The sequence below is a fragment of the Desulforamulus ruminis DSM 2154 genome (genome assembly GCF_000215085.1).
Classification (GTDB): Bacteria; Bacillota; Desulfotomaculia; order Desulfotomaculales; family Desulfotomaculaceae; genus Desulfotomaculum; species Desulfotomaculum ruminis.
The window spans coordinates 3,527,423-3,549,525 of record NC_015589.1 but is presented as its reverse complement, the minus strand read 5'-3'; the positions used below and the strand labels follow the sequence as shown (position 1 = coordinate 3,549,525).

At 47.5% G+C, this 22,103-nt stretch carries 30 protein-coding genes, 1 pseudogene and 1 riboswitch; of the genes and pseudogenes, 30 read left to right on the top strand and 1 reads right to left on the bottom strand.

Annotated features, from left to right (window positions below; all coding sequences use genetic code 11):
- Nucleotides 1–5: 5 nt before the first annotated feature.
- The 23 genes and pseudogenes from DESRU_RS17655 (at nt 6) to DESRU_RS17565 (ending at nt 14,178) form a co-directional block, all read left to right on the top strand.
- Complete coding sequence (locus DESRU_RS17655) at nt 6–413, top strand: phage tail assembly chaperone (protein ID WP_013843449.1); 408 nt, start codon at nt 6–8, stop codon at nt 411–413.
- 20 nt (nt 414–433) lie between these two features.
- Nucleotides 434–580: a hypothetical protein gene (locus DESRU_RS21020; protein WP_013843448.1), complete on the top strand. Its 147-nt coding sequence runs from the start codon at nt 434–436 to the stop codon at nt 578–580.
- Nucleotides 577–2,079, top strand: coding sequence for a hypothetical protein (locus tag DESRU_RS17650; RefSeq protein WP_013843447.1), 1,503 nt, complete (start codon nt 577–579; stop codon nt 2,077–2,079). The genes DESRU_RS21020 and DESRU_RS17650 overlap by 4 nt, the downstream gene beginning before the upstream one ends.
- 23 nt (nt 2,080–2,102) lie before the next feature.
- Nucleotides 2,103–2,747: a LysM peptidoglycan-binding domain-containing protein gene (locus DESRU_RS17645; protein ID WP_013843446.1), complete on the top strand. Its 645-nt coding sequence runs from the start codon at nt 2,103–2,105 to the stop codon at nt 2,745–2,747.
- Entirely contained in the window at nt 2,744–3,748 is a 1,005-nt protein-coding gene (locus DESRU_RS17640; RefSeq protein WP_013843445.1) for an XkdQ/YqbQ family protein, read from the top strand. Before DESRU_RS17645 ends, DESRU_RS17640 begins: the two co-directional genes overlap by 4 nt.
- Complete coding sequence (locus DESRU_RS17635; protein ID WP_013843444.1) at nt 3,735–4,142, top strand: hypothetical protein; 408 nt, start codon at nt 3,735–3,737, stop codon at nt 4,140–4,142. Before DESRU_RS17640 ends, DESRU_RS17635 begins: the two co-directional genes overlap by 14 nt.
- Nucleotides 4,143–4,592, top strand: a complete 450-nt coding sequence (locus DESRU_RS17630; protein WP_013843443.1) for a DUF2634 domain-containing protein — start codon at nt 4,143–4,145, stop codon at nt 4,590–4,592.
- Nucleotides 4,589–5,701 (top strand): baseplate J/gp47 family protein, encoded by a 1,113-nt coding sequence (locus tag DESRU_RS17625; protein ID WP_013843442.1) that lies wholly within the window; start codon nt 4,589–4,591, stop codon nt 5,699–5,701. Before DESRU_RS17630 ends, DESRU_RS17625 begins: the two co-directional genes overlap by 4 nt.
- The gene (locus tag DESRU_RS17620; RefSeq protein WP_013843441.1) at nt 5,698–6,285 is read left to right on the top strand and encodes a YmfQ family protein; all 588 of its coding nucleotides are present in this window, start codon (nt 5,698–5,700) and stop codon (nt 6,283–6,285) included. Before DESRU_RS17625 ends, DESRU_RS17620 begins: the two co-directional genes overlap by 4 nt.
- A 31-nt stretch (nt 6,286–6,316) precedes the next feature.
- The gene (locus DESRU_RS20420; RefSeq protein WP_013843440.1) at nt 6,317–6,448 is read left to right on the top strand and encodes an XkdX family protein; all 132 of its coding nucleotides are present in this window, start codon (nt 6,317–6,319) and stop codon (nt 6,446–6,448) included.
- Nucleotides 6,449–6,494: 46 nt separating this feature from the next.
- Nucleotides 6,495–6,737 (top strand): hypothetical protein, encoded by a 243-nt coding sequence (locus tag DESRU_RS17615; RefSeq protein WP_013843439.1) that lies wholly within the window; start codon nt 6,495–6,497, stop codon nt 6,735–6,737.
- A gap of 17 nt (nt 6,738–6,754) precedes the next feature.
- Nucleotides 6,755–7,750 (top strand): hyaluronate lyase N-terminal domain-containing protein, encoded by a 996-nt coding sequence (locus DESRU_RS21015; RefSeq protein WP_013843438.1) that lies wholly within the window; start codon nt 6,755–6,757, stop codon nt 7,748–7,750.
- Between the two features lie 15 nt (nt 7,751–7,765).
- Entirely contained in the window at nt 7,766–8,056 is a 291-nt protein-coding gene (locus DESRU_RS17605) for a hyaluronate lyase N-terminal domain-containing protein (protein ID WP_013843437.1), read from the top strand.
- Nucleotides 8,056–8,829, top strand: coding sequence for a hypothetical protein (locus DESRU_RS20025; RefSeq protein WP_013843436.1), 774 nt, complete (start codon nt 8,056–8,058; stop codon nt 8,827–8,829). Before DESRU_RS17605 ends, DESRU_RS20025 begins: the two co-directional genes overlap by 1 nt.
- Nucleotides 8,830–9,106: 277 nt before the next feature.
- The gene (locus DESRU_RS20020) at nt 9,107–9,469 is read left to right on the top strand and encodes a hypothetical protein (RefSeq protein ID WP_013843435.1); all 363 of its coding nucleotides are present in this window, start codon (nt 9,107–9,109) and stop codon (nt 9,467–9,469) included.
- A gap of 8 nt (nt 9,470–9,477) precedes the next feature.
- Nucleotides 9,478–9,615: pseudogene (locus DESRU_RS21835) on the top strand (S24 family peptidase); the annotation flags it as partial.
- Nucleotides 9,616–10,524: 909 nt separating this feature from the next.
- Nucleotides 10,525–11,550 carry an Ig-like domain-containing protein gene (locus tag DESRU_RS21380; RefSeq protein ID WP_238446323.1) on the top strand — a complete coding sequence of 342 codons (1,026 nt, stop codon included), beginning with the start codon at nt 10,525–10,527 and terminating at the stop codon, nt 11,548–11,550.
- A gap of 10 nt (nt 11,551–11,560) precedes the next feature.
- Nucleotides 11,561–11,884: a hypothetical protein gene (locus tag DESRU_RS17585; protein ID WP_013843433.1), complete on the top strand. Its 324-nt coding sequence runs from the start codon at nt 11,561–11,563 to the stop codon at nt 11,882–11,884.
- Between the two features lie 119 nt (nt 11,885–12,003).
- Nucleotides 12,004–12,321, top strand: coding sequence for a hypothetical protein (locus tag DESRU_RS17580; protein WP_013843432.1), 318 nt, complete (start codon nt 12,004–12,006; stop codon nt 12,319–12,321).
- 14 nt (nt 12,322–12,335) lie between these two features.
- Nucleotides 12,336–12,914 carry an N-acetylmuramoyl-L-alanine amidase gene (locus tag DESRU_RS17575; RefSeq protein ID WP_013843431.1) on the top strand — a complete coding sequence of 193 codons (579 nt, stop codon included), beginning with the start codon at nt 12,336–12,338 and terminating at the stop codon, nt 12,912–12,914.
- A complete protein-coding gene (locus tag DESRU_RS17570; RefSeq protein WP_013843430.1) occupies nt 12,914–13,234 on the top strand; it encodes a hypothetical protein in 321 nt (106 codons plus the stop codon). The genes DESRU_RS17575 and DESRU_RS17570 overlap by 1 nt, the downstream gene beginning before the upstream one ends.
- Nucleotides 13,235–13,659: 425 nt before the next feature.
- On the top strand, nt 13,660–13,791 hold the full coding sequence (locus DESRU_RS21565; RefSeq protein ID WP_013843429.1) for a hypothetical protein: 132 nt from the start codon (nt 13,660–13,662) through the stop codon (nt 13,789–13,791).
- 189 nt (nt 13,792–13,980) lie between these two features.
- Nucleotides 13,981–14,178 (top strand): hypothetical protein, encoded by a 198-nt coding sequence (locus tag DESRU_RS17565; protein WP_013843428.1) that lies wholly within the window; start codon nt 13,981–13,983, stop codon nt 14,176–14,178.
- A 114-nt stretch (nt 14,179–14,292) separates the two neighbouring features.
- Here the strand turns inward: DESRU_RS17565 and DESRU_RS17560 are convergent, their stop codons facing one another.
- Nucleotides 14,293–14,667, bottom strand: a complete 375-nt coding sequence (locus DESRU_RS17560; RefSeq protein WP_013843427.1) for a hypothetical protein — start codon at nt 14,665–14,667, stop codon at nt 14,293–14,295.
- A gap of 171 nt (nt 14,668–14,838) precedes the next feature.
- On the opposite strand from DESRU_RS17560, the gene map reads away from it, so the two are divergent.
- The 7 genes from map to DESRU_RS17525 all read left to right on the top strand — a co-directional run bounded on the left by map (nt 14,839) and on the right by DESRU_RS17525 (nt 21,938).
- Entirely contained in the window at nt 14,839–15,585 is a 747-nt protein-coding gene (gene map / locus DESRU_RS17555; RefSeq protein ID WP_013843426.1) for a type I methionyl aminopeptidase, read from the top strand.
- A 163-nt stretch (nt 15,586–15,748) separates the two neighbouring features.
- Nucleotides 15,749–16,453, top strand: coding sequence for a GntR family transcriptional regulator (locus DESRU_RS17550; RefSeq protein WP_013843425.1), 705 nt, complete (start codon nt 15,749–15,751; stop codon nt 16,451–16,453).
- A gap of 349 nt (nt 16,454–16,802) precedes the next feature.
- Nucleotides 16,803–17,153, top strand: coding sequence for a DUF5362 family protein (locus tag DESRU_RS17545; protein WP_013843424.1), 351 nt, complete (start codon nt 16,803–16,805; stop codon nt 17,151–17,153).
- A 129-nt stretch (nt 17,154–17,282) separates the two neighbouring features.
- Entirely contained in the window at nt 17,283–18,029 is a 747-nt protein-coding gene (locus DESRU_RS17540) for a P-loop NTPase family protein (RefSeq protein WP_013843423.1), read from the top strand.
- Nucleotides 18,030–18,393: 364 nt separating this feature from the next.
- A riboswitch (cyclic di-GMP riboswitch) is annotated at nt 18,394–18,477 on the top strand.
- Between the two features lie 73 nt (nt 18,478–18,550).
- Complete coding sequence (locus DESRU_RS17535) at nt 18,551–18,733, top strand: hypothetical protein (RefSeq protein ID WP_013843422.1); 183 nt, start codon at nt 18,551–18,553, stop codon at nt 18,731–18,733.
- Between the two features lie 189 nt (nt 18,734–18,922).
- Complete coding sequence (locus DESRU_RS17530; protein WP_013843421.1) at nt 18,923–20,521, top strand: methyl-accepting chemotaxis protein; 1,599 nt, start codon at nt 18,923–18,925, stop codon at nt 20,519–20,521.
- Between the two features lie 142 nt (nt 20,522–20,663).
- Nucleotides 20,664–21,938: a diguanylate cyclase gene (locus tag DESRU_RS17525; protein ID WP_013843420.1), complete on the top strand. Its 1,275-nt coding sequence runs from the start codon at nt 20,664–20,666 to the stop codon at nt 21,936–21,938.
- Nucleotides 21,939–22,103 lie beyond the last annotated feature (165 nt).

Below are 22,103 nucleotides of genomic sequence, written 5' to 3'. Positions count from 1 at the left end.
AGGGAATGGAAATCCACAACATGACCGATGAACAGGTTCTGGACAGGCTGCTGGATGCGGACAAACTGCCTCAAAAGACCGTTACCCTTCCCCGTTTGGGGATTCCGGTAACCCTGCAGGGATTAACGGGCAAGCAGGTGTCCAACATCCGGGAGCGCTGCACCGAACGCAGCGAGAAGCGCGGCAAGGTGGTTGAGCGGCTGGATGAAGAACAATTTAACGCCGCTCTGATATCCGCCGCCACCGTAAAACCCAATTGGGGAGATCCCAAATTACTGTCAAAATTTAAAGCCTCCGGTCCCGAGGAAGTGGTCAGACGAATCCTTTTGGCCGGGGAGTTAGCCGCTGTGGGCGATGTGGTTCTGGACCTAAGCGGCTTTAACGTGGACCTGGAAGAACTAAAAAACGTGTAAAATCCGGCGGCCTGGCCGGCATGCTGTACTCCATGTGGGTACAGCATGACCTCCGCCCCGGATTGTTTTGGCAATTACCCCGAGGGGAACAACTGCTTTTGCTGATTTTTACCGAGATTGAATTGGAACAAACCGAAAGAGCCCGGAGAGAGGGGACGAAAAGATGACTACCGTGGAAACGCTGGTAAAAATCCGAGGGGATACCTCCCAGCTCCAGTCGGTCTTAAAGAATACAACCAAGACTCTGGATAAATATATGAATACTTTTAAAAAACGGGTAGAGACTCTCAACAAATTAAAAGTAACTCCCAAGATCGAAATGATTGATAATGCAACGGATGCCTTAAAAAAGATTGAAGCCTTAAGCAACCGGGTAAAAGACAGTTTATCTTCCATCCCGGTGACAGTCAATTTGTCATCAGCGGAACAAGAACTGGCCAAGTTGGTCGGCAATGCCGGAAAAAGAATGAACGAAGCCGGAACCGGTGTATTCCTTACCCCTGCTGCCGGTGTTTTGCCTGCGGGAGGGCAAGGAGTGACTAAAGCAGGGGCAAACGGTGCAAATTTAACCCAAGAGGCTGGGGGCAGTTCCGGCTCTGAAAGAGCCGCCCGTACCTTGGCGGTTGTGGCTGGAGCGGCACCGTTTATTTTAGCGGAAGATTCCTGGAAGAAATCCCGTACCCCTAAGGCGGATATTCCGGCTTTGCCGGATGGAAATGCCGCTTCCGGGGGAACTTCACTGTGGAAAAAAGTGCTTCCTAAATTAGGAAAGGCAGCGGCCAGCCATCTGGGACCTTTAAGTATCGCCTCAGGGCTGGTGGGTGTTGTTAATTCCGATAATAAAGGGAAAGCCGCGGCAGAGATGGTTGGAAGTATTATTGGAGGAATTGGCGGCACGGTAGTGGGTGGTCCGTTAGGCGGTTTTGCGGGTTCTCTGGGTGGCCAAATGGCTGCGGGGAAACTTTATGACTTTTTATTTCAAAAGAAAGAGCAAAGCGCTGCAACAGAGGAGAATAGCACTTCAACTACAACGCAGCTTGCGGAAAGCGGCAAAGCGGTTTCCGAGCAGCAGAAACGCATGGCATCTACCGGACAGGTGTATCTGGACAGTCAGAACAATATCGTTACTTCCAATGGTTTTGTGGTCAACAGCCAAAACAATCTTATGCAGGCCTTTACCACTCTGGCCCAAGCCTTGGATTTTGCCAGCGCCAAGCTGATCGCTTTTTCCGGTGTTCAGTATTTACCATCTATCCTGCCAAACAGTGGGACCGCCGGGAACAGTCGTGAGGAATTTCATTCAATAAAGGGTTACGAGAACCACGCCACCGGCGGTATTTTAAGCAAACCCCATCTGGGGCTGGTGGCTGAAGCCGGTCCAGAGGCCGTTATTCCCCTGTCTGCACGGATGCGCGGCCGGGCCTTGGCCCTTTGGCAGCAGGCGGGGCAATATCTGGGCGTGCGGCCCTATGCCGCCGGCGGTTTTGCCGGGGTTATGCCGGTTCCCGCCGTGGCCGGCGGGGGGGAAACTCAGATTACCGTTCCCGTAAATGTAAACCTGCAGGTCGGCAGTGAAAATATAGACTATGAAAATATTAAAAACGAGGTGGGCTGGAAAATCGCCAGAAGCATTAAAAACGCACTGGAGAACAAGGCGGTTGGCTAGCACTGCGTGGGAGGTGACGCACCATGGATATATTCCTGACCGATCCCGCCGGCGGGGAACTGCACTTTCCGGTAAACCCGGAGGAAATACAAATTAGAACTGAAAAACAGTTGGAAACAGTAAACATTATTCAACTGGGCGAGATTGATCTCCCCAGCCAGGAGAAGGTAAAGGAAATTACTTTCTCTTCTTTTTTTCCCAAAGAATACGATTCATCCTTTTGCCGCTACACGAATATTCCGGACCCCGGCCAGGCCATGGCCCAGCTTATGGCCTGGACCACCGGCGGCAGCCCCATCCGGCTGTTAATTACAGGGACGCCCATCAACGGCCAGGTCCTGGTATCGGCTTACAACGGTACCTTTAAGGGCGGCGAGCCGGGGGACATTTACTTTGATCTCACCTGCCGCACCTGGCGCGACATTAAAGTGAAAACCGCCGCAGGGCCCCTTTTGTATTCCGGGGCAGCCGCTCCAACAAGCAACCGGCCCGATGAAAAACCGGTGCCTAAAAAATATACCGTAAAGCCCGGAGACAGCTTGTGGAAGATTGCCCAAATGCAGTACGGCAATGCCGCAAAGCTAAATGACATCTATGAAATCAATCAAGGAATCATCGGTAAAGATAAAAATCTCATTCACCCGGGAATGGAGCTGATCATGCCATGATGGTAAACCCCGGTCTTAATTTTTACGAGGTGGTGCTGGCTAACCAGCATTTCCTGCGGGAGATTGTGGAAAGCATTACCTTGAAGGAGTCCCTGGACGAAATGGCCTACAGCGCTGAAGTTAAAATGGTGGTGACCGCGGATTTCCCCGGCATTCAACCGGGCCAGGAAATCAGGGTCTCCGGCGTTCCCTTTGGGGGCACCAGCCGGGTTTACCTGCTTCAGCCCGGGGTGGTATGGGAGGTGGAGAGCAGCAACAGCGGCGTTAAGCACCTTTCGGTGACGGTTTATGATCGCACCATTTACCTGGCCAAATCCTACGAGGATTATTTGTTTCCCGCCGGGCAGACCGCCAGCCAGAGACTCCGGCAGTATGCCGCCGACTGGGGCATTACCCTGGCCAACGTGCCCGAAACTGCGGTTCCTTTAGCAAAAACCGGCAGCCGGTACCGGAATAATACCATCTATAACATGATCATGTCCGACCTTAAAGAAACGGTGGAGAAGGGCGGGGAGATGTACCGGCCCCGCATGACTCCCAATGGACTGGAATTGTTTAAGCTGGGCGGCAATCAAGAGGTATGGGTGCTGGAACCGGAGCAAAATGTTAAGGATGTGACCCAGCGGCGCAGCATTGATAAGGCCGTAACTCAGGTAAAAGTCCTGGGCAACGCCCCGGAGGACCGGCGGAGCCCCGTACTGGCCATTGTGAAGGGGGAAACCGAAAAATACGGCACCCTGCAAAAAATTATTACCGAGAGTACCATTACCAATGCGGGAGAGGCCAAAGGCAAAGGGGAGAAACATCTGGCCGGCTTGGAGGAAACCTTCGACGTGACCGGCATCGACATCAATACCATCCGGGCCGGAGACAAAGTTCAGTTCAGCGGCATGGAGCTGCTGGTTACTTCGGTCAAGCACGAACTGGGCAATCCGGGCCAAATGTCCCTGCAACTGGCCTCTCCGCAGGATGTAAGGAGGCGGTACTATGGATCCCTATAAAGAACTGGCCGCCCTGCTGGATCTGCGCATTCAAGGCCATACCAAGCAATCCGGATCCGGCATGCCCGGGGAACTGGGCACCATGACGGCCACCGGGTTGAAGCTGGATACCTTTAAGCATGAAATTAAGGATTACCTAATTGCCGATTGGCTGGTTAAAATCTATCTTCCGGCCTTTTCCCTGGTGGGTACCGCTACCAGCCCGGTGAAGGATACGGGCGAGGATTTACCGGGGGCAAGCACTTCCCAGTTGACCCGGTATGACTTTTCCAAGCGGGAAATTGACGATGTGCGGCTGGAATTAAAGCCGGGACTGAAACCGGGGGACCGGGTCCTGGCCGTTCCCGTCAACAACGGCCAGGAAGCCGTAATTATGGCGAAGGTGGTGATATAAATGCCCAGTATTTTTCCAACGGTGCCAACAGAGCCTCTGCCGGTTAACGAGCTGAATCAAAAACCGGTGGCCTTTGGCCGAAGCGTGCGATTCGATTATGACCGGGGAGAGTTCATTATGACCCCCACCGGGAAAATAGCCGGGAGCACCGATACCGAAGCCTGGATGGAATGGTGTCAAAAGGCCCTGAACACCCAGCGCTACCGGTATTTAGTGTACAGCAGAAACTACGGACAGGAATATGACGAGCTCATTGGCCGCCATTTAACTCGGGAGGGAAATGAAAGTGAAATGATCCGGATGACTACCGAGTGCCTAATGGTTGACCCGAGAACCGCCAGTGTGCAGGCCTTTGCCTTTAAATGGGAAGAGGACCGGGTGTATTTTACCTGTGAAGTAGTCAGCGTACGGGGAGAAACAGGTCAAATTAACGGGGAGGTGAAAATGTGACAACATTACCGGATTATTTAAACGATCAAACCCTAGACGCCATCCGGCAGCGCATGCTGGAAAACGTACCTGCGGATATGGATAAATCCGAGGGAAGCTTTATTTGGGACGCCCTGTCGCCGGCCGCCATCGAGCTGGCCCTGGCTGCTCTCTGGGGACAGGAGGTTTTGCAAAGGGGCTTTGCGGGCACCACCTTTGGGCCCTACCTGGATTTGCGCTGCGACGAACACGGCATTACCCGGCGGCAGGCGGTAAAGGCCACCGGGCAAATCAAATTTAACGGAACGGCGGGCACCGTCGTCCCTGCCGGAACCGTGGTGGCCACGCCGGCCGATCCGGCCACCAATAACCCTTCTACGGAGTTTATCACCGTTTCCGAAGAGGTTATTGACTCAACCGGCGTCGGGTATGCCGATCTTGAAGCCGTGCAGGCCGGAAAGGACGGCAACGTAGGTGCGGGAACCATTAACATCATGATTACGCCGGTGGGTGGTATCTCGGCGGTACTGAATAACCAGGCCCTGACCGGCGGGGCCGATGAGGAGGATGACGCCACCCTGTTATCCCGGTTCTACGCCAAAGTCCGTACGCCGGGCACCAGCGGCAACAAAGCCGATTATGTCAACTGGGCACTGGAAGTGCCGGGGGTTGGCGGAGTACAGGTCCTTCCCCTGGCGGACGGGGCGGGAACGGTGAAGGTGGTACTGCTGGGTACCGATAAAAAGCCTGCCGTGGAACCAATTGTCAGCAAAGTGCAGGATTATATATCACCCTCACCGGGAGGGGGCGAAGGCAAAGCTCCTATTGGGGCAAAAGTAACCGTGGTTTCTGCAGAACCCGTCGATGTGCATGTATCCGCCACCGTCATCCTTACGGGTGCCAAAACCCTGGCGGAGGTGCAGGCTTCCTTTGAGAAGTCTTTGGATGAATACCTCGGAAGCATTGCTTTTGCGGCGGATCCCACGGCCCGTTATGTACGAATCGGATCCCTGCTGCTGGACACCGAAGGGGTTCAGGATTATACCGGCATGACGGTGAACGAGGGAACCGCCAATGTGGCAATCGATCAAGGCCAGGTGGCTGTAAAAGGGACGGTGACGCTGGCATGAACGTTTACCCCATCAACAGTGTTCGGGGGCAGGAGATGTTAACCTACCTGCCCCGTTTTTACGAAACTTCCAGGATGACAAGAAGCCTGCTGGAGGCCGAAGGCATGGAACTGGACCGCCTTCGGAAGGCCATGGATGAAGTCCTGAACCAGTTTTTTGTAAATACCGCCACCTGGGGACTGGACCGCTGGGAGCAGGAATTAAATATTATGTCCACGGCGGGCAAGCCGAACGACCAGCGCAGGTCGGTTATAAAATCCCGGATTCGCGGCATTGGGACGGTAACCATCAGCCTCATCAAGAACGTTGCCGAGTCCTACGACGGCGGCACGGTAGAGGTGACGGAACAACCTTCCCTTTACCAGTTCACGGTAAAATTTATCGACACCCGGGGCATACCGCCCAATATTGAGGATTTGAAGTCAGCCCTGGAAGAAATTAAACCGGCCCATTTAACCATTAAATATGAATTCAGATACCTGATTTGGGATGAACTGGATGCCAAAAACTTAACCTGGGACCAGTTGGACGCCAGGAATTTAACCTGGGATGAATTTGAAACCGGGGGTTGGTTAGCGGATTAACCTTACATCTTAGAGGAGTGGAGGAGGATGTATGAGTCACTTTGAGCGGGTAAAATATTATTTTGAAAAAAGGTGGGCCGGTGTGGATCAGGTCCGTAAGTATGTACAGTTCAATATGATTACCGGTGCCGAATTTGAAGAGATTACCGGCGAAGTTTATTAGCGTAAGCACCCGTTAGGGTGCTTTTAAAACAACGAGGAGGGAGCCTATGCCTACGACAACATCCAATTTGGGACTTAAAAAACCACTGGGGAATGAAACGGTTACCCGGCAAGCTTATAACGAAAATCTGGATTTGATTGACCAAAATGTTGCTACAAAAACCGATCTTGCCGTACATTTGACCGAGTTTCAGCAGTTGAAAGATTTTTTAAATTATATGCCCATTAACGGAGGGGATTTTGATGGGAATGAACCTACGGGCCTCACGGTGGATGGCGGGGAATATTAAAGAGAGGAGCAGAAAATATGGTTACAATAAAACTTAAAAGGGGCAACAACGTAAATTTATCCGGTTTAAGCCTGGAAGCAGGCGAACCGGCCTTTGTTTTAGATACAGGTAAATTATATTTAGGCAATGGTACGGATAAAGTCCTGATCAACCCGGATCCGGCTTCCATAAGTCCTGAGGAGATCGGGGCGGTACCTTTATCGGATGTAGTAACCACCGCAGCAGCAAATAAAATTCTGAAATTGAATGCCAGTTCAGAACTACCTGCCAATGCCGCCAGTGCAAGCAAACTAAAAACAGCCCGGACCCTATCCCTGTCAGGCGATGCATCCGGTTCCACCAGCTTTGACGGGAGCGCCAATAAAGAGATAGAGATTCTCTTGGCTAATAGCGGGGTCACTGCCGGTACGTACACCAAAGTAACGGTAGACGCTAAAGGAAGAGTTACAAGCGCTACAAACTTAAGTGCTGCCGATATACCCGGCCTAACCTTGGCAAAGATTACAGACGCCGGCACGGCGGCATCCAAAAATACCGGCACTGCCGGGGGGAACATTCCGGTGCTGGATGCTAACGGCAAGTTGGATGCCGCTGTTGTACCGGCCATTGCCATCTCCGATACCTTTGTGGTGGCAAGTCAAACGGCCATGCTGGGGCTTACTGCGGAAGTGGGCGATATTGCGGTTCGGACGGACCAAAACAAATCTTATATCCTAAGAACCGCCGGTGCGTCAACGCTGGCTAACTGGCAAGAACTGCTTTCACCCACAAGCCCGGTACAAAGCGTAGCCGGGAAGACCGGAGCGGTGACTCTTACGGCTGCTGACGTGGGACTGGGTAATGTGACGAATGAGAGTAAAACCACTCTGTTTGCTAGTGCGGCATTGACTGGCATCCCCACAGCTCCAACGGCAGCAGCGGCAACCAATACCACTCAGGTTGCAACAACGGCTTTCGTGAAAGCCCAAGGTTATTTAAGCTCCGGTTCAGTCGTTGATGGCGGAACATTTTAAGGGGAGGGGTCAAAAGTGGCTAACAAAATACAATTTAAGCGAGGAACAAAAGCGAATTTGCCTTCTTTAAGCGTAGGCGAGCCGGGATTCTGCACAGATACTAAAGAATTATTTATAGGAGCAAGTGAGGGAAATGTGCAAATTGTGGACCAGGCGCAGTTAACTGCGCATTTGTCCAATGGAGTGCATCAAGTGTTACCTATACCGTCGGGCACAGCCTTCCCTTCGAATCCAGAGGGAAAACCGATGCTGTTTTTCCGAACGGACGAAGGGAAACTATACTGGTTTAGTGGAGGTGGGGCATAGTGACTTGGAAAGGTATTGGAACTGAGGAAAACCAAGAAACAATAAAAACAAGAATTGGACAAAACACCGATCCCGCTGGTATTACAACGCTTTTTGCCCGTTTGAAACAGATATACGATTACTTAACGACTAATTTAAGCAGTTCCAGAGCGTCAAAAATTGATAACATGGACACTACAGTCTCAAGCCGTCAGGCTAACTGGGGAGCAACTACAACCCATAAAGATAGGATAGATGCAAATATTTCAAGTCGTGCTGCTCAAACCACGGCAGATACAATCAATACAAATGTAGGTTCTAATGCTGATGTATCCAGTGCTACTGGTAGTATTCATGGAAAATTAAAAGATATTAAAGCTAATATTAGTTCGCTAGCTTCTACTAAAGGACCTATAGGTGCAAGTGGTTCTTCTGCTGTAACATCAGATTCATACATTACCGTATTAGATATATCTGGCCCAGGTTTATTGCATAGTATTAGAGTTAGTTCCAGCATTTCAAATTCTGTAGATGGTGCAGGTATTCGGATAACTGTCGATGGCTATGTTTTAGCGCAAGGGAGTTGCGGGCCTACAGCTTGTGCAGCTAACGCATATTGTTATCCAATAGCCGGATTTTATTTGGCAAATAACGGAAGTATGTTATTTAATCTTATAAGTAATGACGGAACTGTTTCTGGTAGAAATGCTGAAATTCAATTTAAAAATTCCTTAAAGATTGAAGCATATAGAGAGACCGGTATACTTAATGTTGAATGGCTATGTTTAAAATAAAAGGAGTTGACGTTATTGGATTCAGTTTTGGTTTGTTTTATTGAAAGTGAAGAAAATAATTGCTGTGTAATTATTAGATAAATATTGAGGTGCATGAGAATATAATTTGAATTACACAAAAATTTAATAATCTCAAGAGCAAATATTATTTTATACACTTAAAATATGAATATAGTACAAGTAATTGTCAATCTAACTCCTGCTTTTCAATAATTATTGAGAGTTGTTTTCTATAAGATTAAAGGTTTAGTTTGAATGGGAATAGGGAGGTGGCTGAATGCCTAACGTTACACCTAATTTGGGGCTGAATAAACCACTGGGGAATGAATTTGTCAGCAGACAGGCATATGTTGAAAATCTGGAACTCATAGACCAAAATGCTGCTAAAAAAACCGATTTTACCACACATATGGCACAGGTTATACATCCTAGATTAGCGGGAAACGCCAATTTTAACGGTGCGGTTGGAACGGTGATAGCTCATACAAAGGGAGATGCCAATTATTATGTAGAGGTAACTCCGGTTGCAAACCCTGCCGGATATTTGGGCGAGGTTTGGGTGGAGCAGGGGGCCAATAGTTTTTCCGTGAAATGTTCGGGGACGGCAACCACATCGTTTAAATATGTTGTGTTCTGGTAGGTGATAATATGGATCATTTATATCAGGTTTCCGGGTGTTCTATGATGCCGACATTAGCTGACGGGGATGTTATTGAGATCGTAGACCGCCGCTGGCAAGATGGAGATATTGTCGTTGCCCGGGTGGGTTCTAAAACGGTCGTCAAACGAGTGGTTGGAGATAAGCTAGTTGGGGATAATAATATTAGTACAAAATTTAATATTTTTGATGTTGTAATTTTAGGTAAAATCAAAAAAATACATTGTCTACCAAGCTCCTATTTATTACAGTCTGCAGAGGCAACTTATGAAAAATTAAGAGTAATTGGATTAGATTCAAATAATGTTTGGAAAGTCTATGATGTTGACATTAATACAGGAGCTAAGACCTTAGTATCAGGCTTTACCGATTTTTCAGCTTTTAATGGTAATAGACCGACAGGTTTTGGTGAAGCTGATAAATATGTTTACTTTACAAGTACAATGTCATATATAGGTAATGGAAAACTTCGGGTTATAACAAATGACAATAATAATACATGGAAGGCTTACGACGTTGACGTTAATACAGGAGCTAAGACCTTAGTATCAGGCTTTACCGATTTCTCAGCTTTTAATAGTAATAGACCGACAGTTGGTAGTGAACGTGATTCGTATGTTTACTTTACAAGTACAATGTCATATATAGGTAATGGAAAACTTCGAGTTATAACAAATGACAATAATAATACATGGAAGGCCTACGACGTTGACGTTAATACAGGAGCTAAGACCTTAGTATCAGGCTTTACCGATTTCTCAGCTTTTAATAGTAATAGACCGACAGTTGGTAGTGAACGTGATTCGTATGTTTACTTTACAAGTACAATGTCATATATAGGTAATGGAAAACTTCGGGTTATAACAAATGACAATAATAATACATGGAAGGCCTACGACGTTGACGTTAATACAGGAGCTAAGACCTTAGTATCAGGCTTTACCGATTTTTCAGCTTTCAATAGTAATAGACCGACAGTTGGTAGTGAACGCGATAATTACGTTTATTTTACTAGTGCTATGACTCAACTAAATAGCATGCCTCAAATGATATTAACCTTCCCAACCACCAATCAATCCTTCTCTACCGTCTACGAAAGAAAAATCATTACTCTTTCCGGCACGGTCAGTGACGTAGACAATGACAACGTTACGGTCAGCGCAACCATTGGCGGAAAAACAAAAGGTACGGTTATCAGCGGCACTTCCACAGAAAAAAGCTGGTCTTTAACCTGGGATGTGGCCGCTGATAATATTTCACAGGGAAGCTACAGCAATATTGTGGTCACTGCGGATGACGGCAACGGGGGCGTCGCTACGACCACCATGGGCTATACATTGACGGTGGACCGCACTGTCCCGGTGATTAGCCTTTCCGGGGTGGCAAACGGGCAGACTTATCAGAATTCAGTGTCGCCTACTTTTTCCGCTACGGATGCGGGGGGATCGGGATTGGCCTCGGTAACGGCGACGCTGAACGGTTTGGCTTACACATCCGGGACTACCATTACTTCCGGGGGGAGCAAGACCCTTGTGGTGACGGCGGTGGACAAGGCCGGGAACCAGGCGCAGCAGACGGTGAATTTCACAGTAAACAAAGCACCCTTTATGGTGCTTTTCTCTCCTGCCGCCAATCAAACTCTGGCTGAAGGACAGGCGGTATCGGTTGCCGAGGATCGTTTTACCCTGCGTGTCACTCCCGGTGATGCAGATACGGGGGACACGCTGCAGTATAAGATGATCCAGGGCGAGGTTACTAAGGTGGACTGGACCGCTTGTACCGGCGGGACGGCCTTTGAGTATACTTTTGCGGGTTTGCTGCTGGGCAATAATGTCTGCCAGGTATTGGTAAAGGACAACAAGGGCGGTCAAGCGGTTCGGACCTTTACTTTAAGAAACAAGGCTTCCGGCTCCAGTTCGGCTGCGCTGTCCCAGAAAGGGGTGCGGGAAGTGCTGGCGGCCTTGGGGTATCCGGGGACGGATTTTGGCTGCCTGAATGATCTGAAGCCCGGCGGGTACAGCGGACCGCTGTCTTTAAGCGGTATTCTTAATCAGGTGGAATAGGAGGGGAAGCATGCGGTATTTTAAAACACAAAAGCAGGTGAGGGAAGACGGGACCGTGCAGTATGGTAATCTGCCGGTCCATTTTGTTATCGGCTATGAAGGGGAATCCGAGGTGGTTTTTCCGCTGGAGGATCAGGTGGAACTGCCGGATCATGCGGAGTTACAGGAAATCAGTCCGGAGGAGTACATGCAGTTCATTGATTTCCTGAGGGAACAGGACCGGCAGAGGCGGATTATGGAGCAGGAAGAAATGATAAAGCAGATGCAAAGAGGGCGGACGAAGAATGGTATTCGGAAGCTGCTGAATTTTTTGAACGCCGGAAAGAGCCGTTAGACTGTTGAGACAACGGGCAAGATTCATTTAACGGATAACGGGGCAGCCCATCATTAACAATTTAGAGATGCAGTACCGGTATTGATTACTAGCAAGTGAATGACATAGGGGGTGGGCTTGTGCCGCCGGAGGATATCAACGTATTGAAAAATGAACTGAGTAATGTGGTGAAATGGTTAGAGAAGATTGAGGTGGCTCTGACCAAGCAGCGGGAAGAGACCCGGGAGGAAATTAAACAGATCTATGAGCGCCTGGACCACCAGCGGGACGCCGTGAACCGTCAGGAGTGCGAGCGGTACCGGGAGAAGTGTTGCAGCAGGCAGGAGTCCCGGAATGAGAAACAGGATGATAAAATCACCACCCTGATGCTGCAATTGGCCAAATGGGGCGGTATCGGCGTGGGCATTGGGCTGGTGCTGAAATATTGGCCACAGTAAAAGGAGAGGTTGGGGTGAAGAATAAAAAAATCATTGTTCTGGACCCGGGGCATGGGGGCCAGGACCCCGGAGCGGTTGCCAACGGGCTGGTGGAAAAGTTTATTGTCTGGGAACTGGCTCAAAGGGTGAAGGAGAAGTTAGCCGGAAGGAATGCGGAGATTATCATCGTGCAACCCTCTCTGAGCAACCCTAAAAGCACTGCCCGAGATGAATTATACAAGCCGCCCCAGGAAGCCAACCGCCTAAAGGCGGATTTTTATTTATCCCTTCATGTGAACGCCGGTGGCGGTGAAGGCTTTGAAAGTTTTGTTCACCCGGCTGCTAAAAATAAACCGGCGGATGCTTTGAGGAACCGGCTGCACAGTCAGATTATGCAGTATCTGGCCCGGCATAAGGTGAAAGATCGCGGGTGTAAATATGCCGATTTTGCGGTTCTTCGCCTGACCCATATGCCGGCGGTTCTTTTGGAATGCCTGTTTATGGATCATACTGGCGATGCCCAATTGCTGAAAAACCATGATTTTTTAGACGGCTTAGCCAATGAAATTGCTTACGGGTTGATGGTGACTCTGTCATTGGAAGGAGAAGCATAATGGATATTAGTGTTATTTTTGAGAATTTTGGCGGACTGCTGCAGGTATTTGTGCCTGCTAAAGCAATTCCTTTTGTACCGGTTATTCTGATTTTAGTTTGGGTTACTTATCGGTTGCTGCCAAGTCTTAAGGGTGTGGCGCCTCTTTTAGCTTTGGTCTGGGGGCTGGCTGCAGCTTTCCTGTTCCTGCAAATGCCTTGGCGGGAGGCGGTGCCGACGGGTTTAACCCTGGGAGGTTATGCTGTGGCGGCCTGGGAACTGGGAAAAATTAAAGGACTGGAGTGGAAGGACGAAAAACCGCAGAAGATTACCCTGAGATAAATCATTTTTTAAAGGTTGCACAGAACAAATGTTTGGTTTAAAATAAGAAGTGCTTAACAAACATTTCCAAAGGATGGTTTCTAAAGATGCTAATCTTAAAAATAATAATAAATATTAATAGTAAAATTTTGCAATAATACAGACTAACTTGAAAAATTTTACTATTTATGTAAAAAAATACAGGATTTTAAATCCCATTGCTAGAATAATCCTCTTTAAAAAATCTCATAAATTAAAATTAAGCTTAAGGGGGTGCGGCAGAAAACCGAGAATAAAAATTGACGTTTGACTGCGGCAACAGTCAAACGTCAACAATCACACATCCTAATTTAAAACATTCATTTTGTTTAATTCAACAAAAAGTATAGAGTTCCTTCTAGTAAAAAAATATTATGAGAAAAATAAAAGAGACGGAGGGGTTAAGTTTGAAGAATCAATCCGAGTGGGAATCCCTCCACCAGGAAATGACAAATTTAGGCATTATCAACGGAGAGGATCTTGAACAACAAATAAAACAGTTGGAGATTGAGGTTAATACCAAGCTACAAAAAATATGAAAAAGATAGGTTTCGTAAGACTTGAGCCGTAAATTTCTGGATGCAAGAAATTTACGGCCTTTCACTTTTCTGCTTAAATGTTTCTTTTATTCGGGGGATTTTCTATATAAAATAGAACAAGTTTATTAGAGATTACATTACAGATCATATGATAGATATAAATCCTTGATTTTTGAAAGGATACTTTTAATGAGCAGGGAAAAGGCCGTTGCCGAAATTTGCAGTGAAATGTTTGATAAGATTACCATTATCAAAGGATATCTTCTATTAAACATTGAGCGGAAGAAAGTAGATTATTCTCCTTTAATTTTAAGGGAAGTTGGTGAGATGGAGATTTTGGTCCGTAAAATCGTAGATACTTGTAATACAAAAGAAGAGGGAACATGATGATTTTTAGCTGGAATATTAAGATGATTGGTTGGCATTTAGATCGATCCCGGCATTTCTTCCTTTTTAGTCTTATACAAAGGTGATGAAAAATGCTCCGGCCTCTTTTTATATTTATAAATAGGTTTTTATAAAATAGAAGAGAATAACAGCCGTGGAAAAGAAAATCATGATAATCACCGAGCGGCTGTAACGGTCGCTCTTCCGGCGGTGGCGCTTTCGGTTCACCAGCAGAGTAAAGATCGAGAAGATAAGCATCAGTACACTTAAATAAAAGGCATAGGCCAAAATATCCGTATCCCAGTCCTGTCTTAAAGTAACGTTGAACAACCGGCTGAAGAAATTTTCAAACTCCGGTTTGGCCTGATCAATAATTAGAAGAATGACCAGCATGGCCAACCAAACAAGAATGGCAGCGGCTTTTAAAAACTTGACCCAGAGGTCCGGTCCCTGCCTTCTTTCCACAACGGGATTTTTTTCAGTGTTCATAACGTCTCACCCCCTTTCTTTAAGCTAAGGACGAATCATGATTCTTTCATAAGGAAAATAAAAATACATAATTTATGAACCCTTTTGGGGAAAAAGCTGTCAAAATAATCATATCAAACGTTAAAATAAAGTAAATAACAAAAAAGTAAATTTATACTAGGGGGATCCAAATTGATTATCTTAAAATCGGCCCGGGAAATTGAGATTATGAGAGAGGCCGGCCGGATCGTTGCGGAGTGCCACCGGATACTGGCAGAACGGATAAAACCCGGGATAACTACCCTGGAGTTGGATCAGACTGTGGAGAAGCATATTCGTCAAAGGGGAGCCACACCCAGTTTTAAAGGGCATCAGGGGTTTCCCGCCGCCATCTGTGTGGCCCTGAATGATGTCATTTGCCATGGTTTTCCCGGGCCGGAACCTCTACAAAAGGGGGATGTGGTAACCATTGACGTGGGGGCCTTTTATAAAGGGTATCATGGGGATTCGGCTTGGACCTATGCGGTAGGGGAGGTCTCGGAAGAGATCCGGCAGTTGATGGAGGTAGGGCGGAAATCTCTATACCTGGGGATTGAACTGGCTCAACCGGGAAACCGCATTGGCGATATTGGAGCAGCCATCCAGACCTATGCGGAGAAATACCGTTATGGGGTTGTTCGGGAGTTTTGCGGCCACGGAGTAGGGCAAAATTTGTGGGAAAGTCCGCAAATTCCTCACTTTGGCAGAGCAAACACCGGCCCTTTGATTAAGGCCGGCATGACCCTGGCCATCGAACCCATGATCACTCTGGGCAAATGGAAGGCGGTATTGGATAAAGACGGTTGGACCGCCAGAACTGTGGACGGTTCCATTTGCGTGCAGTATGAGCATACCTTGGCGGTGACTGCGGAAGGCCCGGTTATTCTGACAGAAATATAGCAATACCCTGTCAAAGTGGAGGTAATTGCAAGATAGGCTTCATAATAAGTGATTATTTAGAGAAATAAAGCCAATACAACGAGCAGCGTCCATTGCTTTAATCTCCGGGAATGGGTAGTATAGGTTCAAGATTGGTATGTGGTATACCAAAGGGGGTTAAAAAGTGCCTGAAGAATTCGGACTTACACCGGTGGAAATTGAAATCCAGCCCCAGGTGCGGGATAAGGTTTATAAACGCTTGCGGCAAGCCATTGTAGAAGGCCGGTTAAAGCCAGGGGAGCGGCTGATTGAACGGAAGTTTGCCCAACTGCTGGGAGTCAGCCGGACTCCGGTTCGGGAAGCCATCCGCATTCTGGAGTCCGAGGGTCTGGTGGTTAATCTTCCCAGAGTTGGCGCTGTGGTGGCTCAGGTAACGGATACGGAGGTTATGGAGGTCTACCGCATCCGGGCTGTGCTGGAGGGTCTGGCGGCCCGCATGGCCGCGGAGAAGATTAAACCGGAAGAAATGAATGCTTTAACCGGGCGGCTGGAAGCCATTGAACAACTGGCCCTGAAAAAAAGGCTGGGAGAACTGGAAGGGGTGCACCTGGAATTCCATAAGGTGATTTACCAGGCTGCCTGCAGCCCTCGGTTATATGAGATGATTATCTCATTAATTGACTATATAACCAGGTATACCCGGGTTGGTTACTGCCATCCCGGACGTCTTGAAGAAGCCACCCGGGAGCACCGGCAACTGCTGGAAGCGATTAAAAGAAAGGACGGTGTGCTGGCAGAGCGGGTTGCCAGGGAACATATTGATAATTCCCGCCGGGCTTATTTTAGCGAAATGGCGAACCATAGCATGAGTATGGTACCGGTCATTTAATTCTAACAGCGTCTAAGACATGGTGGGGACCCCGGTGTTTATAAGGAAATAGGACGGGGAACCATTGTTTTTCAGCGGTCTTAGTGCGGAAGTCTCAGTGGTTTAATAACTTTCGGGGATAAATTGTGTATAACTCTGTGGATAAATCAGAAACATGTGGATAAAGTAGAAAAGTGTAGAGATATGCGGAAAAACATAATCCGGTCTTTCCCTGGGACCGGGAAGGGCGTTTTTTATATTTGACAGGAAAACGGCAAAAGGAGTGCTGCTTGAGTCTTGTAATGAATTGGTATCAAGGACAATCCCCCAAGAATAGACTGAAGTAAAATGCTATCAAGGGGGTGTTTTTTTGGTCGGTCGGGAATATCTGGAACAAATGAGTAAGTGGGCAGGCTTTGTAGGACTTATGACCATTATATTCGGGGCTTTATCGGCCCTGGCCGGTGTTTTTGCTTTCATTATCGGCGCGATTCCTGGTATTATTACCATTGTGCTGGGGATAAAACTCCGGAATGCGAAAAAGTATGCCGATGAGTTTCTGGCATCGGAACAAGATGAGGCCAAGCTGAATATGCTTTTTGCCAGTTTAAATTCCTATTTTAAAATCCAGGGTATTTTAATTATCATTGTATTGGCTCTTTCCTTGCTGGGAATGCTTACCGGAATGTTTGCGGGGTTGGCCCTGCTAAATTCCCTTTAGAGATTGTTTAAGTCAGCGGGGAAGACTATAATTTAAATAACTGCAGGGACTGCATGATCCATCATGGAGTCCCTTTTTATAAAAATCCATCAGCGGAAAGAGGAGTAAAAAATAACAAGGGGTGTGAACATGTTACAAAGCATCAACATTGAAGATATTCTCAAGGGAATGGATGATCTGGTGGGACTGGCACCCTATAAAGAAACTCTCCGGGAAATGGCCAGGGATCTTTCTATATCAAGAAGGCCGGTGCATTACGCCTTTGTAGGGAATCCCGGCAGGGGGAAGGTTGCGGTGGCCCGGATGATGGGAAGAGTATTGGGGAGAATGGGAATTGCCCAAAGGGGTCTTTTTGTTGAACTGGACAGGGATGACATGGCCGGGTTATCTCAGGAGGAAGCCCTGCATAAATTAGCGTTGGCTATGGAAAAGGCAAAGGGAGGCATTCTTTTCGTTGATGACGCCCCGGAAGTTTACCGGTTGACCGGGAAAAAGTTTGAGCAAATGATGGAGCAGACAGAAGTCCGGGTGGTGCTATCCGGCAGCAAGGAAGAAATGGACCTGCTGCTGGAGAAGGCGGGGTGCGCTTCAGAGGTGGCCCGGACACTGTATTTCCCCGATTTTACCCCGGATGAGCTGGTACAGGTGGCTGAGAAAATGGCGGATGAATACCAGTTAACCATGACTGCCGGAGCCAGAGAAAAACTTCTTCAGTTGCTGGTACAAAAAAAAGATCGGATCGGACAATTGGGCAATGCCCGGTATGCTAAAAATCTGATAGACAGGGCCTACCGTAATGCCGCTTCCAGGATTATGCAGGGCGGAAACTCGGACAGGCTGCTCCCGGAGGATATAGAGGACGTGACGCCGTATTAAAAATGCGCAAGCCAGATTAATCGTAAAACTACGATTAAAAAAGACGCCAGAGAACGGGCAAATAACAACGAACAACAGACTAAAGAAATGGAACACGAATTTAACGGATTATACGGATTTGCGCGGATTTTTAAAATATTATTTAATCCGTGGGATCCGTGGAAATCCGTAAAATCCGTGTTCTATTCTTTTTATTTTAGTCAATAGGAGGCTGGACAAAAGGAACCAACTGTGTTCATTTTGACAGCTCCTTTAATTTTTTCAGGGGAAAGAAAGGGCATGGATATTGAAAAAGATGTAAAAAAAGGATAGAATGAGTAGGAAAATAGTCCTGTCTATGGGACTTTTTACCTATAAAATAAAGAGACGATAAAGGCAAACTTATCGAAAGGTAAGGACGCAAAGCCATGGGCCTAATCCCGAAGGGAACGGTTGCCAGGCTGCCAAAACTGTTTTATCACACAGGGCGGGAGTCTCTGCGTTTTTCATTTTTTAATTCATTTAAAAAAGGAGGACGAAGGATGGACCGTCAAGAAATTCGTGAAGCCTTTCAAAGGGAGCTGGATGTGATTTTGGACATTTATGAACAACTGGATAAAACCACCGATCCCCAGGTAAAGGCACAGTTGGAGAGAAGGAAGAGGGAGTTGATCCAATTACAAATTGAGTATATTGAAATGCTGCACAAAAGCATGAGCAGTTAAGGATTTTGTAATAAAAATATGTCGAAATAACAAAGAAAAAAGAAAAATCATTGCCCTGCCCCTGAGGACAATACCTTTAAATATAACAAGAATACTACAATTTTCCTAACTTTGCACCGTTTTAACGAGAAGAAAAAAATGTCGTGATACCATTGCAGTATGATTAATGTTTCAGGGAGGGGCAAGGATATGAATTTAAAAATTGGGGTAAAAGTTAGTCTGGGTTTTGCATTTATGCTTATTCTGGTTATCTTGTTAAGTGGCAATGCTTTTTTATCCCTCAGCAAATCCGAAAAACAGGTGGAAGGAATTGAACAGGCGAATCAACGATTAATTCTGGAAATGCAGCTTGAAAACCAATTTTCCAGCGCCGCAGCCGCCATTCGCGGGTACATTGCCTATGGTGACGAAAAGTATTACCAGCAGGTGGAGGAGACCCTGAATGAAATTATCCAGGGAGAAAAGGACCTTCTACAAAAAAAATATCAGGGGAACAAACCGGAAGTTCAAAACCTGATATCCGTCACCGAACAGTATAAAAACGGGTTATTAAACGTATTAGCTCCTGTTACCAGGGAATATCACCAGGCCTTGGCCGATGGCAATGTTGAAAAATCCAACCAGTTAAGAGGGAAGGTCATTGGTATTGCTAAGGAACTGATTCCCATGACGGATCAGATATCAAAAACCTTGCATGAGCTGGTCCTGGAAAATGACAAGATAATGAAGGAAATGACGGCTTCGGCCATTAAAGAGCAAAAGGGGATCATTCGAACCGCCTTAATCGTCAGTATCGTTGCCGTCTTAGTAGGAATCGTTTTAAGCATTGCATTAACTAGAATGATTCGCAATCCGATTATCCATATGGTGACTGCAGCCAATCAATATGCTGCGGGGGATTTCAGGGAGACCGTGCAAAGTCAGTCCAGGGACGAATTGGGCGAATTGGCGGATGCACTGAATAAAATGCAGGGGAATTTCCGGGAAATCATTCAAGAAATCAAGCACTCGGCGGAGCAGTTGAGTGAGGACTCCAAACAACTGACGGCCCAGGCCCAGCAGACCTCGGCCGGAGCTACGGAAACGGCGGCTACCATGAACCAGATGTCCAGCACCGTGGAGAATATGGCCGATGATACCCAGGAAGTGGCCAGACAGGCTGAAGCGGCGTCCATACATGCAGATAAAGGCCAGCAGGACGTTGAACTGGTAACCGGTCAGATGGAGGATATATCCGCCGCCACCAGCCAGGTAAACCGGTCCATCGAGGCGCTGAACAGTGCCATTCAAAGGATTGGTCAGTTTGTAGAAGTGATTACCAACATTGCCGATCAAACCAACCTGCTGGCTTTAAACGCAGCCATTGAGGCGGCGCGGGCCGGGGAAGCGGGTAAAGGCTTTGCGGTGGTAGCCGATGAGGTTAGAAAGCTGGCGGAACAGTCCGCCCAATCCACCCGCCAGATAAAACAATTGATTCAGGATATTGATGAGCAATCCCGGCAGGCTTTGCAGGCCATGGCTTTGGGCAATGAAAAGGTGCAGGTAGGAAACCGTGTTGTGTCTGAAGTGGGCCGTTCCTTTCATGAAATCATTGAAGCGGTTAAGAGCTTGGGCAGTCAGGTGCAAAACGTTGCCGCTTCAGCCCAGCAAATAACCGCCGGGGTGCAGAATGTGGCAGCCACCACCGAGGAACAAACGGCGGCCATGGAGGAAGTGTCCGCTGCAACGGAAAATCTGACCCATTTGGCGGAAAACCTCAATTCCCTAGTGGTTAAATTTAAAGTATAATCCGGATTACCCAAACACGGTCTTGCCTTGGTGTTTGGGTAATTTTTTGTTTCGGATACATTTACTGATTTTTCTAAACAAACCTTGTTCAGTTACCGATAATGATAGAATAGGTATATGATATAAAAGGATGTTGGCAATTTTGCTCAATCATATTTTTTTCAAATATAACCGGGACATTATGCTGGTTCTGCAAAGTGAGGACGGCCGGATTATAAGGGCTAATGATGCGGCTGTATGGACCTACGGCTATAGCCGGGAAGAACTGCTGTCCCTAAAAATGAAGGACTTGTGTGTAGACAGCGATATACCCCTGGTAGGAGAGAAACCGGGTGGGATTTTTGAAACCCGACACCGTTGTAAAGATGGGAGCATCCTGCAGGTGGAGGTTAGCTCCCAGTATGAGTCTCTTTCGGAAAAAACCGTAATATTAAGCGTTGTAAGGGATATTTCTCAGCGAAAAAAGGTGGAGGCGGCGTTAATTGCCAGCGAGGAACGGTTCCGCCGTTTGGCGGAGAACGCTCCCGACATCATTTACCGTTTGAAACTGCTGCCGGAACCCCATTTTGAGTATTTAAGCCCGGCAACGGCGAAAATTATGGGATGCAGACCGGAAGTGTTGTATCGCAACTTTGATATTCTTACTTTGTTATCCCATCCTGAGGATCCCCAGGATCTGGCGGAAATTTTCGCCGGAGACGGCCAGACCGTTGATACGGCACGTCTGGTACGTCCCGACGGCAGAATCATCTGGTTGGAATTCCGGAGGGTGCAACTGCCGGATCAAGAGGGCCGGCCGTTGGCTGTAGAGGGAATTGTCCGGGATATTACCGAGCGGAAAAAACTGGAGGATGAACTAAGAAGGGCAAAAATCCAGGCTGAAAAGGACCGTGAGCGTGCCGAATGCCTTGCGGCAACCGATCCCCTGACCGGACTGCTTAACCGCAGGGCCTTTATGGATCGCCTGGAGGATGAATATAACCGGACCCAGCGGCAGGGAGATTCCCTGAGCATTATCCTGGGGGACATCGATCGTTTCAAAAGGGTAAACGATACCTATGGTCATTCGGCCGGGGATTTTATTCTTCACCAGTTTGCCCTGTGTTTAACCAAGACCTGCAGGCTCTACGATATTTTGGGGCGCTATGGCGGTGAGGAATTTATTGTTTGCCTTCCGGAGACCGCTCCGAAAGAGGCTTTGACCATTGCCGAACGTATGCGTCAGGCTGTGGAAAACCAGTCCTTTGATTTGCCGGGGAGCTCGGCATCCATTCGAATAACCGCAAGTTTTGGCGTCTCTTTTCTGGATAAAGAGACCGAGAAAACCATTAGTGAATTAATTAATGAAGCGGATGAAGCCCTTTACCGGGCCAAATCGGAAGGCAGGAACCGGGTTGCTTCCGCTGCAGGCAATTAAAATTAGTTTCCTTGCTTTAGTCCTGCAGGAAATAGTTATGGGAAGATAGAAAGATATTTAGATTGCGATGTTAAATCTACATTAAGAAAATTCCCATCTTATGGATGACCCAGGCAAACAGTTCCCATTGGAAATGGCAAGGAAAGTCACCCGCGGGACCATGAT

Excerpts from the sequence above, each read along its gene's own strand:
- DESRU_RS17655 (WP_013843449.1), top strand. The coding sequence starts at position 6 with ATGGAAATCCACAACATGACCGATGAACAGGTTCTGGACAGGCTGCTG.
- DESRU_RS21020 (WP_013843448.1), top strand. The coding sequence starts at position 434 with ATGCTGTACTCCATGTGGGTACAGCATGACCTCCGCCCCGGATTGTTT.
- DESRU_RS17650 (WP_013843447.1), top strand. The coding sequence starts at position 577 with ATGACTACCGTGGAAACGCTGGTAAAAATCCGAGGGGATACCTCCCAG.
- DESRU_RS17645 (WP_013843446.1), top strand. The coding sequence starts at position 2,103 with ATGGATATATTCCTGACCGATCCCGCCGGCGGGGAACTGCACTTTCCG.
- DESRU_RS17640 (WP_013843445.1), top strand. The coding sequence starts at position 2,744 with ATGATGGTAAACCCCGGTCTTAATTTTTACGAGGTGGTGCTGGCTAAC.
- DESRU_RS17635 (WP_013843444.1), top strand. The coding sequence starts at position 3,735 with ATGGATCCCTATAAAGAACTGGCCGCCCTGCTGGATCTGCGCATTCAA.
- DESRU_RS17630 (WP_013843443.1), top strand. The coding sequence starts at position 4,143 with ATGCCCAGTATTTTTCCAACGGTGCCAACAGAGCCTCTGCCGGTTAAC.
- DESRU_RS17620 (WP_013843441.1), top strand. The coding sequence starts at position 5,698 with ATGAACGTTTACCCCATCAACAGTGTTCGGGGGCAGGAGATGTTAACC.
- DESRU_RS20420 (WP_013843440.1), top strand. The coding sequence starts at position 6,317 with ATGAGTCACTTTGAGCGGGTAAAATATTATTTTGAAAAAAGGTGGGCC.
- DESRU_RS17615 (WP_013843439.1), top strand. The coding sequence starts at position 6,495 with ATGCCTACGACAACATCCAATTTGGGACTTAAAAAACCACTGGGGAAT.
- DESRU_RS21015 (WP_013843438.1), top strand. The coding sequence starts at position 6,755 with ATGGTTACAATAAAACTTAAAAGGGGCAACAACGTAAATTTATCCGGT.
- DESRU_RS20020 (WP_013843435.1), top strand. The coding sequence starts at position 9,107 with ATGCCTAACGTTACACCTAATTTGGGGCTGAATAAACCACTGGGGAAT.
- DESRU_RS21380 (WP_238446323.1), top strand. The coding sequence starts at position 10,525 with ATGCCTCAAATGATATTAACCTTCCCAACCACCAATCAATCCTTCTCT.
- DESRU_RS17585 (WP_013843433.1), top strand. The coding sequence starts at position 11,561 with ATGCGGTATTTTAAAACACAAAAGCAGGTGAGGGAAGACGGGACCGTG.
- DESRU_RS17570 (WP_013843430.1), top strand. The coding sequence starts at position 12,914 with ATGGATATTAGTGTTATTTTTGAGAATTTTGGCGGACTGCTGCAGGTA.
- DESRU_RS17565 (WP_013843428.1), top strand. The coding sequence starts at position 13,981 with ATGAGCAGGGAAAAGGCCGTTGCCGAAATTTGCAGTGAAATGTTTGAT.
- DESRU_RS17560 (WP_013843427.1), bottom strand. The coding sequence starts at position 14,667 with ATGAACACTGAAAAAAATCCCGTTGTGGAAAGAAGGCAGGGACCGGAC.
- DESRU_RS17540 (WP_013843423.1), top strand. The coding sequence starts at position 17,283 with ATGTTACAAAGCATCAACATTGAAGATATTCTCAAGGGAATGGATGAT.
- DESRU_RS17535 (WP_013843422.1), top strand. The coding sequence starts at position 18,551 with ATGGACCGTCAAGAAATTCGTGAAGCCTTTCAAAGGGAGCTGGATGTG.
- DESRU_RS17530 (WP_013843421.1), top strand. The coding sequence starts at position 18,923 with ATGAATTTAAAAATTGGGGTAAAAGTTAGTCTGGGTTTTGCATTTATG.